This window comes from Microcoleus sp. bin38.metabat.b11b12b14.051 (assembly GCF_013299165.1).
Classification (GTDB): Bacteria; Cyanobacteriota; Cyanobacteriia; order Cyanobacteriales; family Microcoleaceae; genus Microcoleus.
The window spans coordinates 101,085-116,214 of record NZ_JAAFKD010000020.1; the positions used below are offsets into that span (position 1 = coordinate 101,085).

13 protein-coding genes are annotated in these 15,130 nt (G+C 46.2%); 11 read left to right on the forward strand and 2 right to left on the reverse strand.

The features are described 5' to 3' along the window. Positions 1–225: 225 nt before the first annotated feature. Positions 226–1,593 carry an aldehyde dehydrogenase gene (locus QZW47_RS20635; RefSeq protein WP_293130596.1) on the reverse strand — a complete coding sequence of 456 codons (1,368 nt, stop codon included), beginning with the start codon at positions 1,591–1,593 and terminating at the stop codon, positions 226–228. 319 nt (positions 1,594–1,912) lie between these two features. Here QZW47_RS20635 and QZW47_RS20640 point away from each other — a divergent pair, with 319 nt between their 5' ends. Further along, positions 1,913–2,833 (forward strand): glycine betaine ABC transporter substrate-binding protein, encoded by a 921-nt coding sequence (locus tag QZW47_RS20640; protein ID WP_293130599.1) that lies wholly within the window; start codon positions 1,913–1,915, stop codon positions 2,831–2,833. Between the two features lie 352 nt (positions 2,834–3,185). Here the strand turns inward: QZW47_RS20640 and QZW47_RS20645 are convergent, their stop codons facing one another. Further along, complete coding sequence (locus QZW47_RS20645) at positions 3,186–5,459, reverse strand: bifunctional (p)ppGpp synthetase/guanosine-3',5'-bis(diphosphate) 3'-pyrophosphohydrolase (RefSeq protein ID WP_293130602.1); 2,274 nt, start codon at positions 5,457–5,459, stop codon at positions 3,186–3,188. Between the two features lie 70 nt (positions 5,460–5,529). Between QZW47_RS20645 and QZW47_RS20650 the strand changes: the two genes are divergently transcribed. The 10 genes from QZW47_RS20650 (at position 5,530) to QZW47_RS20695 (ending at position 14,862) form a co-directional block, all read left to right on the forward strand. After that, the gene (locus QZW47_RS20650; protein ID WP_293130605.1) at positions 5,530–5,712 is read left to right on the forward strand and encodes a hypothetical protein; all 183 of its coding nucleotides are present in this window, start codon (positions 5,530–5,532) and stop codon (positions 5,710–5,712) included. A gap of 343 nt (positions 5,713–6,055) precedes the next feature. Beyond that, entirely contained in the window at positions 6,056–6,466 is a 411-nt protein-coding gene (patD, locus tag QZW47_RS20655) for a heterocyst frequency control protein PatD (RefSeq protein ID WP_293130608.1), read from the forward strand. 34 nt (positions 6,467–6,500) lie between these two features. After that, positions 6,501–7,085, forward strand: coding sequence for a zf-TFIIB domain-containing protein (locus QZW47_RS20660; protein ID WP_293130611.1), 585 nt, complete (start codon positions 6,501–6,503; stop codon positions 7,083–7,085). A gap of 290 nt (positions 7,086–7,375) precedes the next feature. Further along, positions 7,376–9,076 carry an ABC transporter ATP-binding protein gene (locus QZW47_RS20665; protein ID WP_293130614.1) on the forward strand — a complete coding sequence of 567 codons (1,701 nt, stop codon included), beginning with the start codon at positions 7,376–7,378 and terminating at the stop codon, positions 9,074–9,076. A gap of 126 nt (positions 9,077–9,202) precedes the next feature. Next, positions 9,203–10,276 (forward strand): RNA polymerase sigma factor, RpoD/SigA family, encoded by a 1,074-nt coding sequence (locus QZW47_RS20670; RefSeq protein WP_293130617.1) that lies wholly within the window; start codon positions 9,203–9,205, stop codon positions 10,274–10,276. 471 nt (positions 10,277–10,747) lie between these two features. Beyond that, positions 10,748–11,233, forward strand: coding sequence for a GNAT family N-acetyltransferase (locus tag QZW47_RS20675; protein ID WP_293130620.1), 486 nt, complete (start codon positions 10,748–10,750; stop codon positions 11,231–11,233). Next, complete coding sequence (locus QZW47_RS20680) at positions 11,230–11,475, forward strand: hypothetical protein (RefSeq protein WP_293130623.1); 246 nt, start codon at positions 11,230–11,232, stop codon at positions 11,473–11,475. The genes QZW47_RS20675 and QZW47_RS20680 overlap by 4 nt, the downstream gene beginning before the upstream one ends. A 135-nt stretch (positions 11,476–11,610) precedes the next feature. Next, positions 11,611–11,817, forward strand: coding sequence for a glycogen debranching protein (locus QZW47_RS20685; RefSeq protein WP_293130626.1), 207 nt, complete (start codon positions 11,611–11,613; stop codon positions 11,815–11,817). Positions 11,818–12,033: 216 nt separating this feature from the next. Then, complete coding sequence (locus tag QZW47_RS20690) at positions 12,034–13,029, forward strand: AEC family transporter (RefSeq protein ID WP_293130629.1); 996 nt, start codon at positions 12,034–12,036, stop codon at positions 13,027–13,029. 330 nt (positions 13,030–13,359) lie between these two features. After that, positions 13,360–14,862 carry a hypothetical protein gene (locus QZW47_RS20695; protein WP_293130632.1) on the forward strand — a complete coding sequence of 501 codons (1,503 nt, stop codon included), beginning with the start codon at positions 13,360–13,362 and terminating at the stop codon, positions 14,860–14,862. Positions 14,863–15,130 lie beyond the last annotated feature (268 nt).

Sequence of the window (15,130 nt, forward strand, 5' to 3'; positions counted from 1 at the left end):
CGCGCAAGCTTTTACCTGCTTTTGTTAAAAGAGCAATTTTTTCAGACATCAAATCACAAGGTTTGTAGTGAGGACTTTAGTCCGCATCCAATTCTGCGGACTAAAGTCCGCACTACAAACCTATTTAATCGAGCTAACAACGGCGAAATAACACCACTATCTTATTTGTATTGTAGATGTTGGTGAAATCACGCCCAGATTATATTGACACAAGTAGTCGAGCGCTCAACCGATAATTTTCTTGATCAAGTCTAACTTACCTATATATGGAGCATAGCGCCATTTTAAGTCAAGCAAGAATGACTTTTGCAGCACGCTTTTCTGATGCGAAAAAGTATCAAAACTAGCTTTTCCGTGATAGCTGCCGATGCCGCTGTCGCCAACTCCGCCAAAAGGTAAAGTTGTGACTCCGACTTGCATAACCGTATCGTTTATGCAAACTCCGCCGGAAGAAGTTTCGCGCAAAACTCGCTCCTGTTTCTCCTTATCTTTCGAGAACAAATACAAAGCTAGGGGTTTGGGGCGGGCGTTGATTTGGGCGATCGCCTCTCCGAAGTCCTCATACTCCAAAACGGGCAAAATCGGGCCAAAAATCTCATCCTGCATGACTGGCGAATCCCAGGAAACCTTGTCAATTACCGTCGGCGCAATATATTTGTCTGCGGCATTTGTTTGGCCGCCGACGACAATTTCACCATCTTTGATAAACTCTGCCAAACGTCCTAAATGATGTAGATTGATAATTCTGGAATAGTCGGGACTTTTCTGTGGATCGTCGCCGTAAAATTCGTGAATTGCTGTTTTAATTGCTTGCATCAAAGCGGGTTTAACTTTTTTATCAACTAACAGGTAATCTGGAGCGATACAAGTTTGACCGGCATTGATAAATTTGCCCCACGCAATCCGTCTTGCAGTATATTCAATTTGAATATCTGAGTCAACAATGCAAGGACTTTTTCCACCCAATTCTAATGTTACAGGTGTGAGGTGTTTGGCGGCGGCTTCCATGACTACTTTACCGATTTTTGTGCCTCCAGTAAAGAAGATATGGTCGAATTTTTCGGCTAATAATTGTTTGCTGATTTCGACTCCTCCTTCGATCGCGCAGATGTAGGCGGGATCGAAGGTTTTGGAAATCATATCCGCGACTACTTCCGACGTGTGCGAGGCGATTTCTGAGGGTTTGAGGATAGCGCAGTTGCCAGCGGCGATCGCCCCGACTAAAGGTGATATCATGAGCTGAAACGGGTAATTCCAGGGCCCGATGATTAAAACGACGCCCAAAGGTTCCGGGTAAATGCGGGCTGAGGCGGGGAATTGATCGATCGATGTCGGCACTTTTTTCGGCTTAGCCCACGATTTCACGTTTTTGATGGCATAATTAACTTCTGCGATCGCAGCAATTTCAAAATACGCCTCATACTCCGGCCTGTTCAAATCAGCCTTGACAGCATCCACAATCCGTGATTGATTGGAGGCGATCGCACTTTTGAGATTTTTGAGTTGTTCGATCCGAAAATCCACATCTTTAGTTTTCCCAGTAGCAAAAAATTGTCGCTGCTGGCGGATAATATCGATGACACTGAATACCATCTTTTGTCCTCCATGTCTATAAATAAATGTTACAACAAGACAACAGATAATGGGTAATACCAAATCCGCTGGGCGGTTGAAACCGCTACTACACAAACTTTCGTCCCTCTCTAAGAGACTAATAAAGCGAGTATTTAAGCAGGATTTGTGGTATAAAATGCCAAAATCTAGCAATCCTAAATCATTTGAGAACCCTTTCTTTCTCCCTCTGCGTTCTCTGCGTTCTCTGCGGTTAATAAAAAAATGTTATTCACAAACCTACAGAGTAACGCTGTAAAATTAGCAAAGATTAATGGTAAAGTTGATAACTTAATAACTCATGAAAATATCAAAAATCAAGTTAATCTCTTCCTGCGTATCATTGCTTTGCTTGTTAGCAGTCACAAGCTGCAATTCTAGTTCTCAAAAACAAGTTGTGATTTGCTCGAAAGACTTTAGCGAACAAGTCATTCTCGCAGAAATTTTAGCACAGCACATCGAAGCCAAAACGGATATCAAAGTAGAGCGCGAGCTCAACCTCGGAGGCTCGCTTTGCCATCAATCCCTAACAGCAGGAAAAATCGACTTGTACGTCGAATATACAGGTACAGCTTTTGCCAACATTCTCAAACAAAAGCCGATTTCTGACCCCAAAAAAGTCCTCACTTACCTCAAACAAGAATATCCCAAACAGTTTAAAGCAGAATGGACTGAACCCCTGGGATTTAATAACAGTTTTGCGATCATTGTGCGGGGAGACGATGCCAAAAAACTTAACTTGCAAACTCTCTCGCAACTAAGCCAAGCTGCACCAAAATTGCGCGCTGGTTTTGGCCCAGAATTCAAAGAAAGAGAAGATGGCTTTCCCGGTTTAGCTAAAACTTACGGGATAAAATTTGCGGAAGAACCAAAGGAGTTGCTGTTAGGATTGCTTACTCAAGCGCTGCAACAAAAAGAAGTGGATGTGATTGCTGGTAATACGACGGATGGTTTGATTCAAAGTTTGGGTTTGGTAGTGCTGAAAGATGATAAGAACTATTTCCCGCCCTACGAAGCTGTTCCGGTTGTGCGATCGCAAATTTTGGAGAAATACCCAGAATTGCGTCCTGTACTCGCAGAGTTGGGCGGCAAAATCTCGGAGGAAGATATGCGACAACTCAACTATCAAGTTGACGGAAAACAGCAGGATGCCGCACAAGTAGCGCGGCAGTTTTTGCAGCAAAAGTTGGGCGAGTCCAAGCCCGTAATTCCGGTGAAATAAAGAATACGGGGCGGTTGAAACCGCGTCTATACAAACACTCACGTGACGGGAGCAGGTTGAAGGAGGAATGGGCGAATGAACGGGCGAATGAACGGGCGAACGAACGGGCGGTTGAAACCGCGTCTACACAGACAAAACCTGCCTCCGCAGGTTGAAGAATGAACGGTGAATATTACGTTATCTTCTTCAGTCCGCGGAGGTGGTCGCTGAGCTTGTCGAAGTGCGGACTTCGTTTGTGTAGGCGCGGTTTCAACCGCCGTCTTTCTTCGTTTGTGTAGGCGCGGTTTCAACCGCCGTCTTTCTTCGTTTGACAAGACGCGGTTTCAACCGCCGTCTTTCCCCTTAATTTGATTCACTCAGCTTCGCTCAGCCTACGCAAATTCAAAATATCGCTCATATTTTTAATCTGCATACAAGTCCGCTCGAACTGTTCTTTATCCTGAATATCCATGCACAAGTCAATTAAGGCCGGCAATCCTGGATATGTTTTGACTTGGGCGCTGCGGACGTTGACTTTGTTGTCTTTCAAATGCGATAATACATCGTTGAGAACTCCCACGCGATCGAGGGCTTCTACTTGAATGTTAACCGGATAAGTATTAGGGCGAGATTCATTGCGGTTGGTGGAATTCCAACTCACGGGAACTAATCTATCTCCCGGTACGCTTTCAACATTTGAACAGCCTTGACGGTGAATCGAAATGCCACGGGTGCGAGTCACTGCTCCAATAATTGATTCGCCGGGAATTGGACAGCAACAGCCTGCTAAATGGTAGAGTAATCCTTCTACACCTGCGATCGGCGATTTGCTTGGAGATGAACTCGGTACGGGCTTGGGTGTCGTCGATGCAGGTATTTGCACGGGCAATTCCTGGATTCCTGTGGGTGCAGCTTCTATTTTTTGCTGGACTTTTACTAAATCTCGCAGTCGATTTACTACGAGATTTAGGGTGACTTCGCCGTAGCCCAAACCTGCGATTAAATCTTCGACGCTATGGTAGTTGCAGCGCTGAGCTACCGATTGCATGGGCTCAGATTTTAGCAGGGATTCTAAGCCGTTTTTACCTAATTCTTTTTCGAGCAATTCCCGCCCGCGAGCGAGGTTTTCATCTCGGTGCGATCGCTTTAACCACTGCCGAATTCGGTTTTTTGCTCCGTTTGTCTTGACAAAATTCAGCCAGTCGGAACTCGGATGGCCGTTTTTTTGGTTCAAGATTTCTACAATGTCGCCATTCTTTAAAACCTTGTCTAGTGTCACCATTCGCCCGTTGACTCGGGCGCCGGTGCAGCGATTGCCTATTTCTGTGTGAATGCGGTACGCAAAATCTACGGGTGTTGACCCGCTGTTGAGGGCTATTACGTCTCCGTTAGGAGTGAAAACGTAGATATCTTCGTCGAATAAGTTGTCTTTAATGCTTTGTAGATATTCGCGATCGTCTTTCAGATCGGTTTGCCATTCTAGCAGTTGTCGCAGCCAGGTAAATTTTTCGTCGTCGCCGGTAACTGTGGTGTTGGAGCCGCCGGTTTCTTTGTATTTCCAGTGGGCTGCAATGCCGTATTCTGCAATGTGGTGCATTGCTACGGTGCGGATTTGGACTTCGATGGGGCGGCCGCTGGTGCCAATGACTCCGGTGTGCAAAGATTGATAGCGGTTGGCTTTTGGTAAACCGATATAGTCTTTGAAGCGGCCGGGAATCGGGCGGAATGAATCGTGGACGATCGCCAATGCGCGATAACAGTCATCATTGCTTTCTACTATAATCCGCACGGCAGCAATATCGTAGACTTGGTTAAAGCCTTTTTGCCGCCGCTGCATCTTCCCATAAATCCCGTACAAATGTTTGGGACGACCGCTGACTTCGTAGCATTTTATGCCTAAATTGTCAAGCCTTTCTCGCAAACAATCTGTGACTTCTGCGAGTTGAGTTTCTCGATCGCCCCGCTTGACTGCCACCAAGTCCTGAATTTCGCGGTAAGCTTCCGGTTCCAGGTATTTAAACGCTAAATCTTCCAATTCCCACTTAAAGCGCCCGATGCCCAAACGGTTCGCCAGGGGAGCAAAAATCTCTCGGGTTTCTAGGGCAATGCTGCGCTGCTTTTCTTCGGACAAATGCTCCAAAGTCCTCATGTTGTGCAGCCTGTCTGCGAGTTTGACGACAATCACGCGAATATCTTTAGCCATTGCTAAAAACATTCGGCGGAAATTTTCGGCAAGGCGCTCTGTTTTGCTGGAAAAATTAAACTTAGAAAGCTTGGTGACACCTTCGACTAATTGTCGCACTTCCGCGCCGAACCGCTGTTCTATTTCTTCGAGGGTAATATCTGTATCTTCCACAATGTCATGGAGGAAACCGGCGGCAATCATGGCGCTGTTTCCGCCCATATATCGGAGTATTCCAGCTACAGCTACGGGATGGCAAATGTAAGGTTCTCCTGATTTGCGGTACTGTCCTTCGTGCAAGTCGCGGGCAAATTCAAATGCCCGACAAATTAAGCCGTTGTCAGTTGAGGAATTCGGGTTAGGGGCTTCATCAGCTTGCGATCGAGCATTCAGGCATTCTTGCAGCCAATCGGGAACTATGCAAGGATCGATCGCGTTCGAGGGAGTCAGAGTGTTCGCGTTCATGGGGTACACCTTTAAAAGTTAGAAATACAAATGGTTAAAAGCCGGTTTTGGGTTGAATTGCGGAAATTATGTGTTTAGTTATACTAAACTAATTGAATGCCACAATTTGCAATTCCCAAAAATAGTCGATTTTTCTGTTAACTATACCTATCTAATTGCGATCTGCCCCCCGTCGCAGGTAGGAAAATATAGTGACTCCACGGCCGCCGCTGCGGTGGCTCGATCGGGTAAGATGGGGATATTTTGGCGGTAGCAGTGGAGGTCAGTCGATTTTAGATTTTAGATTTTAGATTTTAGATTTTAGATTTTACTCGACAGATGAATCAACCGAGCTGGAACTAAGGTCTAAAATTTGAAGATATCCACTCTAGCGAACATGGGGACACGGCACCTGTTTTTGGTGAGGCGGGCGATCGACATTTACAGGCAACGCTAAACTCAAAGCAGAAACCAGAGCGATCGAGTCACGCCCCCCACTGAGTTAAATTTTCTCAAAAAACAGAGAATTAGTGCAAAAAGGCAGGGCTTCGTTGAATATGAGCAAACCTTAAGCAAGAATCTACTTTGATTATAAAGACAAATTAGTTGACAAAATCATGATATTGTCCGAAGATCGCCGCCAGTGCTACGAAGAATTAGAGCAAGCACTCGAACAGCTACAAAGAACTGTTGCACAGGATAAGGTCGATCGGGCAGCACTGGCGATCGAATACAAAAAAGTGCAACAATTTTTCGGCAACCAAATTATGAGAGCCGACAGCGGCGAGTTAGACGCCTCAGAACCCCCCCCAGAGCAGTCCTATTTGACGGAAATTCACAAACAACTGCGGTTATTGGGGACAGATGTCACGTTTTTGCAAGCTGCGAAGCAGCCAGCGACAGCAGAGGCGAGGCAAACTGCTGCTGCGGAGCGACTAAACACGTTAATTGGCTACTGCGGTGCGGTGCTGCAAAAAAAATCTGCTGCTGAGCGAGCCCGTCCAGATGCAGAATTAATAACTGAATAAACAGGGAATAGAGAAGGCAAGGAGAAATAAAGCGGTGGAATGTCCAAAATGTAAACATCCAAACTTAGACGGTGGCACCTTAGCCGGCAGTATGTCGGTGCAGTGGTGTCCCAACTGTTACGGTATCTGGATTCCAGGTAAAGAATACGAAGCTTGGCAGAAAGAGCACAGCCTGTGGTACAACAAATCCGAGAAGCCAGAGGCGACAGGCACTCTCGGCATAGAATTCACGCCGTCTCCCTACGACAGCAAAGCCGCCCTGTGTCCCGAAGACGGTCACTATCTGTCCCGGGCGAAAGTTCCCTTCAGCAGAGTGCCCTTTTACATAGAGCGCTGTATGTTGTGCGGAGGCATTTGGTGCGATAACGGCGAGTGGGACATTCTCGAAAGTCTGGGATTCCATACCCAGATTGACAAGATGTTTTCTCCCAACTGGCAAGCTAAGGCCCGCGTGCAAGAACTTGCCGCTCGGGAGCGTCAAGTGCTGACTGAGAAGCTGGGCCCGGATATCGCCGGATATGTGTTGGAACTCGCGGAAGTTTTAGCAGACCATCCCCACGCTGATTGTGCGGCTACTTATATACTGCGGAGAGCTGAGTTGAAGCGAAGGGAAATTTAGTCAGTAGTCAGTTGACAGTTGACTGTTGACAGTTGACTGTTGACAGTTGACTGTTGTTAGTAAGAGAAGCGGTTGGTCGGTTAATGATGTAGTGATAAAATCTTTGTTTGTAGCAATTTTTATTGGTATTTACCAACAGCATATCGGTGTCTTGCCAATAACTAATAAGTCCTGAACAATACTAATAACTAACAACTAACCGTCAGTATATTGAGAAATAATAAATATAGACAACAGTTAACAGTCAACAGTTAACAGACAACAGACAACAGACTAAGGACTAATGACTAATGACTAATGACTCTTCTTTGTTTTCCGTTGAAAATCTGCGAGTAGCTTATCCTCAGCGGCGGGGCCAATCCGGTTGGGCCGTTGATGGGGTTTCCCTGACGCTGGAACCGGGGGAAAAACTGGGATTGGTTGGGGAGTCTGGCTGCGGTAAGTCAACTTTGGGACGGGCTGCGATGCGGTTGTTGCCGGATTCGACGCTGGTGGAGGGGCGGATTGGTTTTGGGGGAGAGTCGGTGTTTGATATGGATGCTTCGCGGCTGAGACGCTTTCGGGGCGAAGCTGTGGGGTTGATTTTTCAAGATCCGATGACTCGTCTCGATCCTTTGATGACTGTTGGGGAACACTGCATCGAGACTTTGCAGGCTCACAGACCGAATTTGGCTCGCAAGGAAGCTAAGCAACGGGCGATCGAGATTTTGGATGCTGTGAAAATTCCGGCGTCTCGCTGGTCACAATTTCCCCACGAATTTAGCGGCGGAATGCGCCAAAGAGTGGCAATTGCTTTGGCTCTTTTGCTCGATCCGAAGTTGATTGTGGCGGATGAACCGACGACGAGTTTGGATGTCACTGTCGCCGCCCAGATTTTGCAGGAATTGACCAGACTTTGCGCTTCAAGAGGAACGGCGATTTTGCTGATTTCTCACGATTTGGCGATGGTGGCTGAGTATTGCGATCGCATTGCGGTGATGTACGGCGGCAAAGTCGTGGAAACTGGGCCGGTGCTGGATGTTTTTGAACGCCCGCAACATGAATATACTCGATCGCTCCTCAAAGCAGCTTTGCACATTCAGAAGGAAGAAGGAAGAGGGAAGAAGGAAGAAGGAATAGGGAAGAAGGAAGAAGGAAGAGGGGAACGAGAAAATTCTCAGCTTAAGTCCGAGTCAAATTCACCTCTTTTGACAGTCACCAATTTGCAGCAGCACTACAGTTTAGAAAGCAATTTATTAGACCAGTTATTTTCGAGAAATCGGCAGGTAATTAAAGCAGTAGATGGCGTTAGCTTAGAGCTAGAACGGGGGGAAATCCTGGGGCTGGTAGGGGAGTCCGGTTGCGGCAAAAGTACGTTATCGCGCACAATTTTGCGGCTAATTCCGCCGACGGGTGGCAAAGTGGAATTTCAAGGAATAGATATCACTGCCCTTAGTCGCGATGCTGTCAGGAAACACCGCCGTCAAATGCAAATGGTATTTCAAGACCCCCATGCTTGCTTGAATCCGATGATGACAGTCGGCCAAAGTATTGCTGACCCTTTGTTGATTCACAAATTAGCTAATGGAGAAGAAGCTAAAAAACAAGTAATCCAAATGTTAGAGCGGGTGGGTTTGACTCCTGGGGAGGATTTCTTTCGCCGCTATCCGGGGGAACTGTCAGGAGGACAACAGCAGCGGGTTTCCATCGCACGGGCTTTGATTACTCGGCCGCAACTAATTATTTGCGACGAACCGGTGAGTATGCTGGATGCTAGCGTGCAGACTCAAGTATTAGAACTGATGCTGGAGTTAAAGCAGGAATTTAATTTGACTTATCTGTTTATTACGCACGATTTGTGGGTGGCGAGATTTTTTTGCGATCGCATTGCGGTAATGAATGCAGGAAAAATTGTGGAAATTGGGAAGACTCGGGAGATTTTTACTAATCCGCAGCACCCTTATACTCAGCAGTTATTGCAGGCAGCTCCTTTATTGGCTCGAACTCAATAAAAATGTATAAGATTGGGGCAATCTGATATCAGTCACGAACTTCTAGGTAGATTTCGGAAATTTTTGATTAAATTGGTTAAAGTGAAGGGATAGTTTTCAAATCATCCCACGGACACCAAGCACTATATGGCAAAATCTGACCTAGGCAGTTTTGCGGTGGAATCCGAAGCCTCACTCGAAATCGCAGAGGATGAGGACACCGAGATCGATCGTCCGACGGTAAGTAGATCGTCAGCATACAACAGTTGGTCTGCCGACGATCCCGTGGGAGCTTTGTTCAAAGAAATGGCTCGCTATCCTCTACTGAGTGCCACCGAAGAGGTAGAGTTGGCGCGTCGCGTTCAAGAATTGGTAGCCCTTCAGGAACTAGAAGAGCGTTTAAAGCAGGAATTGGACAGAGTGCCAACAAAAGCTGAAATCGCTACTGCTTTGGGGGTGAGCGAAACTCAACTGCAACAGATACGCTACCAGTGTCAGTCGGCGAAACGGAAAATGATCAGCTCGAATTTGCGCTTGGTTGTTTCCATAGCCAAACGTTATCTCAATCGGGGCGTGCCTTTCCTTGATTTAATTCAGGAAGGAGCTTTAGGTTTGAACCGAGCCGCCGAAAAGTTCGATCCTGAGAAGGGTTACAAATTTTCTACCTATGCCTATTGGTGGATTCGCCAAGGAATTACCCGCACCATTGCCAATCAAGGGCGGACAATTCGATTGCCGGTGCACGTTGTTGAACAGTTAAATAAACTCAAAAGAGTTTATCGGGATTTGAGGCGTTCTCTTCAACGCAATCCCACTGAATCGGAACTTGCTAAAGAAATGGAAGTTACTGCCGAACAACTTCGTTACCTCCAGCAAGTACGCAGACAATCTTTGTCTCTCAACCACCGCATCGGCACGGAAGAAAGTTCGGAACTTTTGGATGTTATTGAAGATAACGCAACTCAATCTCCCGAAGCTCAGATGAATGAGATGATGATGCGCCAAGATATTTTGGAGGTGTTGGATAATATTTTAACTGAGCGGGAAAAAGAGATTGTGGCTATGCGTTACGGTTTGATCACTGGCGAACCTTATACTTTAGAAGAAGTCAGCAGTTTGTTCAATTTGTCCCGCGAACGAGTCCGTCAAATTCAAAATAAGGCAATGCGGAAGCTGCGCCGCCCTCAAGTGACGGAACGATTGAAGGGCTGGTTAAAATAAGCTAAAAAGCATTGAGTTTGCATTGTGAAAAGTCTTAAATATCGCACGGCGAATGGAATTCGCGTCTATACAAATAAAACCCGCCTCCGCGGGTTTACCTTATTAACTCGTTCCCAGGCTCCTGCCTGCTAATACCATTTTTCTAAAGATGCAATAGAGATAAACGACCGCTGGACATTGTAATTATCTCCTTGACCTTTTCATAAAACTCTATCATAACTTTAAAAAAATGGTGTAAGGTTCGTAGTGTGGACTTTAGTCCGCTCTTATTGCGGACTAAAGTCCACACTACGAACCTTTTTTGTTATGGTCATACCATTTTTTAAACATCTGATAGAGATACAGGACAATTGGACTTTGTAATTATTTCCTTTACCTTTTCATGAAAGTTTCTCATAACTTAAAAAAAATGGTATAACAAGTAGAATGACCAATGACCAATGACTAATGACCAATACTAATTATTGATTTATGTCTGATGAGGTGATTTTGCGTCCGGCTACCCGCGGCGATGTGCCGGTGCTGTTTGATTTGATTAAGGCTTTAGCTGAGTACGAAAAGCTGTCTCACGCTGTGACTGGTAATGCGGTTGATTTGGAAAATCATTTGTTTGGCGATCGCCCTTTTGCTGAAGCGATTTTAGCAGAATGCGAAGGTCAAATTGTCGGCTGGGCGCTATTTTTTTACAATTATTCTACTTTTTTGACTCAGCCGGGGATTTATTTGGAGGATTTGTTTGTGCTTCCTGAGTTTCGGGGGCGGGGGATTGGCAAGTCTTTGATTGTTTATTTGGCGCGGTTGACGGTGGAAAGGGGCTGCGGGCGTTTGGAGTGGAGCGTGCTTGATTGGAATGAATTGGCGATCGGATTTTACAAGGGTATCGGTGCGGATGTCATGCCCGACTGGCGGATTTGCCGGGTGGCGGGGGAGTCTTTGGCGAGTTTGGCCTCGAAGTGATTCGATCGGGAAGTGCGATCGCGCTGGGACTCTCAGAAACCGGGTTTTTGCGGGCTTTGCGGTTTGGAACGAAATATTTTCGGGAAAAACCCGGTTTCTCGCCACCTGTGCGTCAATGCTCAGAAACCGGGTTTTTGCGGGCTTTGCGGTTTGGAACGAAATATTTTCGGGAAAAACCAGGTTTCTGGGCACTCGTGCGTCAAATTGTCAGAAACCTGGTTTTTGTGGCCGCTGCGGTTTGACACAAAATATTTTCGCGAAAAACCCAGTTTCTGGCTAGCCATGGGTCAATTTTTTGTGACGCAAATCCTAGTAAATAATTGGCAAAAGTATAGGAAAATTTAAGTGACACTAGATTTTGATTGAGAGAGCAGATCGTGATTATTTGGGTAAACGAGCAAATCGACCCGTCGGGTATTCTTTATGCTTGCATTGCTTGTGGCGATGAGACTCAAGCCAAGCAATGCCACGAATCTTTTGAACAGAATTTGACGGCAGAGCAAAAACAGCAGGGCTGGGTTGCTACCTTGCGGATTGTTAGCTCTTGGGATGATGTGCCTGTTAATGCTTTGAAATTGAATTGAGCGGCGCCCGCTAATGGGCAGGTTTAGTATCGCCTTGTTTCGCTGTGAAGGAAACTACAGGAAAACACAGCACATAAGTTGGGAAAAGGCAAGACAAATCGTTAGCGGAACCCGCCTCTACGGAGATGGCGCTAACGATAAATTGATTTTTTCCTACGGGTTTTACGCCTTACTATTAATCAATAGAGGTATTTCTAATTGTCAAGTTAAAATTTTATGGTTGAAACGTTATTTCACGCTTATACGCCTCTAGTTATCTCGACGGGCTTGGGACTGCTGCTGTTTCGATACATCCCGGTTGATTTTCCTAAGCTGCTAAGCGGCTTTCTGTTCTGGATTGGGATACCGCTGCAAATTCTAGTTTTAGCACGTCAGAGCGATTTTTCGGGTGCAATGGGATTCACACCGGCGATCGCCATATTCGTGTTATTTCTGAGTATGAGTTTAGCTTGGCTGACTTGGCTGTTGTTGCGGTGGCTGAGTGCGGCCTACGTCCAAAAGCCATATTTTGTGAGCAAAGATTCTTGGCTACATTTATTTTTAGTTAATTTTAATTCGCTGAAGCGATCGAGCCAAGGCAGTTTTATCCTAGCTGCCATGTTAGGCAATACCGGCTTTGTCGGATTAGCAATCACCCCCGCCATCATCAGCAGCGATAACAACAACTGGGCAGTCTTATACAGCGTCACCAACAACGTGATCGGCAGCTACGGTTTTGGTGTACTTATTGCCAGCTATTTCGGCCATTCCGAGGAAAAAAATCACTGGTGGATTCAGCTTCGGGACGTGCTGACAGTTCCCGCCCTGTGGGCATTTATCATAGGTTTTTTCACTAGAAATATCCCCCTACCTGAGACCGTAGAATCGGGCTTGCAAACCGCCGTTTTGGGGGTAATAGCTAGTGCTTTGGTGCTGGTTGGTATCCGCTTGAGAGCTATTAAAACATGGCAAAGTTTTGAATTAGCATTAATCCCGTCGCTGTTAAAAGTGCTAATTGTGCCAGTGCTGCTCGGATTTGGTGCTAGTTTTTTTGGATTGAGCGGCGATCCGAGATTTGTTTTGGTGTTGATGTCGGGAACACCCACAGCTCTTTCGGTGCTGATTTTAGCAGAAATTTATGAGCTCGATCGCGATTTGTTAGCTAGCAGCATCGCCCTCACTTCCGTCGGGTTACTGTTAATGCTGCCGCTGTGGTTAGCTTTCTTTAGCTAATATTACCTGAACAATCAAATCAGATTGCTAGAATTTCGGATGACAATTGACAGTAATTGCACGGGAAACGACGATGAACGAGACAATAACTGCTACAGATTTGCCTCCTGCATTCCCCGATCGCACCCAACGGCCAGAGAAAGACGGTACATTCAGCAAACAGCTTTAGTCCAGGACGCACTGGTGGCTAGAAACCGGGTTTTTTCACGAAAATTATGCGCTCTAACCCACAGATTAGGTAAAAAACCCGGTTTCTTTGAGGTTGATGCGTCCTGGAGTTAGCTTGAAAGCAAACAGAAACAGTCAACCATCCTATCTATCTATTCCCCGATGACAAACTCAGTTTTGATCGATCGTTTAGGTAACTGGAATCCGCAACTGCTGCGGGAACTTCGCGGTAGACTCAAACCCCAAACAGTGATTGCAGCGGTGTCCTTTTCGGTCATCTGCCAAATTCTTTTACTGCTGATTATCTCGCCAAATACCGGCTCCCTCCTAGAAAGCCGCTGGCTGCCGGTGTGGAAAATCATCACTTTGATGCTGCCTTACGTAACATTTACCTTCGGAAGTTATTCGATTGTCAGCGACATCGGACACGAACAGAAACGGGGAACTCTCAATTTCATTCGCCTGAGTCCGTCTCCGGCGTGGCAGATTCTGCTGGGTAAAATGCTGGGCGTTCCCGTACTGCTGTATATTGCCCTAGGGCTGGTGGTTCCCCTGCACTGCTTTGCTGGCTTGCGATCGGGGATTTCACCACCCCTGATTGCCAGCGTCTATCTGATGCTCGTGCCGGGATGCGCTATCTGCTACAGCACAGTGACGATCTGCGCGCTCAGAGGTGAAACACAGGGATTAAAGAACCAGCAAATGCCAACAGCCTTAGCAGCCTTTGGAGGTGCTGCGATCGCCGGTTTCTATATCTCGCCTTTGTACACGAGCTGGAACATCAACATCACATGGCGGCCGCTGTTGGCGAGTTCAGAAATATTAGGACACCAAAAGCCTGTCGTTTTGTGGTTTTTTCTCCCGATTAACACGATAGGTGTTGTCTCTCACACTTTTACTTTAGCGGTGTTAGGCACTACTACGTTTGTGCTGTGGCGAATAATGTTGCGGAGTTTCGACAAACCTCGATCGAGCGCGATCGGGAAACGGCAAAGTTATGCGATTTTAGCTTGTGTAGAAGTTCTCGCTCTAGGCTTTTTACTACCCCCAAGCTTGGCGGATGCGGATTACGCTATTTTGGGAGCTATCTTTCTGTACGTTTTGACCGTTATCCTGCTGTTCCTGTTAATGCTTGCTATCTGCCCTCAACGCCAAGCTTTATTAGATTGGACGCGCTATGATTCTCCGAGCTGGCAAAACTTAATTTTGTCAGATCGAAGCCCTATGTTGCTGGCTGTTGTTATCCATCTCATCATCGCAAATGTGGTGTTAGTACCTTGGCTATTTTGGATAGGTATCGGCACTCAAAAACTTGTAGAAACAGCTTTGTTAATTCTGTGTACGACGAATACGATCTTAATTTACGCCACCTTAGTTCAACAAGTTGGTGCGACAAAAATTCGCAATCCAATGGCGTGCGCGCACTGTCGATTGAGCCTTTGGTCGATCTTGGCTCCCCTAATGCTCATAGTTCTGGAACTCATGCCCGATCGCATTCCTGCAAGCGCCGCACTTTGGACGCTATTCGGCTACGGGTTTTGGCAGTTCGACCAACCAACAGCAATACCTTTTGTGGGATTGGGAATCCTTGCTCAATGGCTGTTTCTGGCATTTCTGCTGTGGAGATTTCAGAAAACTATGGGAAAATTGAAAGCAGGAACTTAGGGCGATTTTAGATTTTAGATTTTGGATGAGGAGCGATCGCAAATATGCGATCGCCCTGGATGGGTATAGCATTGCTCCCGCACTTGCCGATTGACGAGGATTTAGGTGTTGGCACAAGACTATTTGCGAATTTCAACCCACTAAGTAAGTCGGCGCAAAAAAACCAAACTATGTTAAGATAAGTGAACAAAAAGAATACATCTACTGAAGTAACTCAATATATGGGCGCTAGATTAAGGGTATTCCTGACTCAACAGCAAGACAAAAC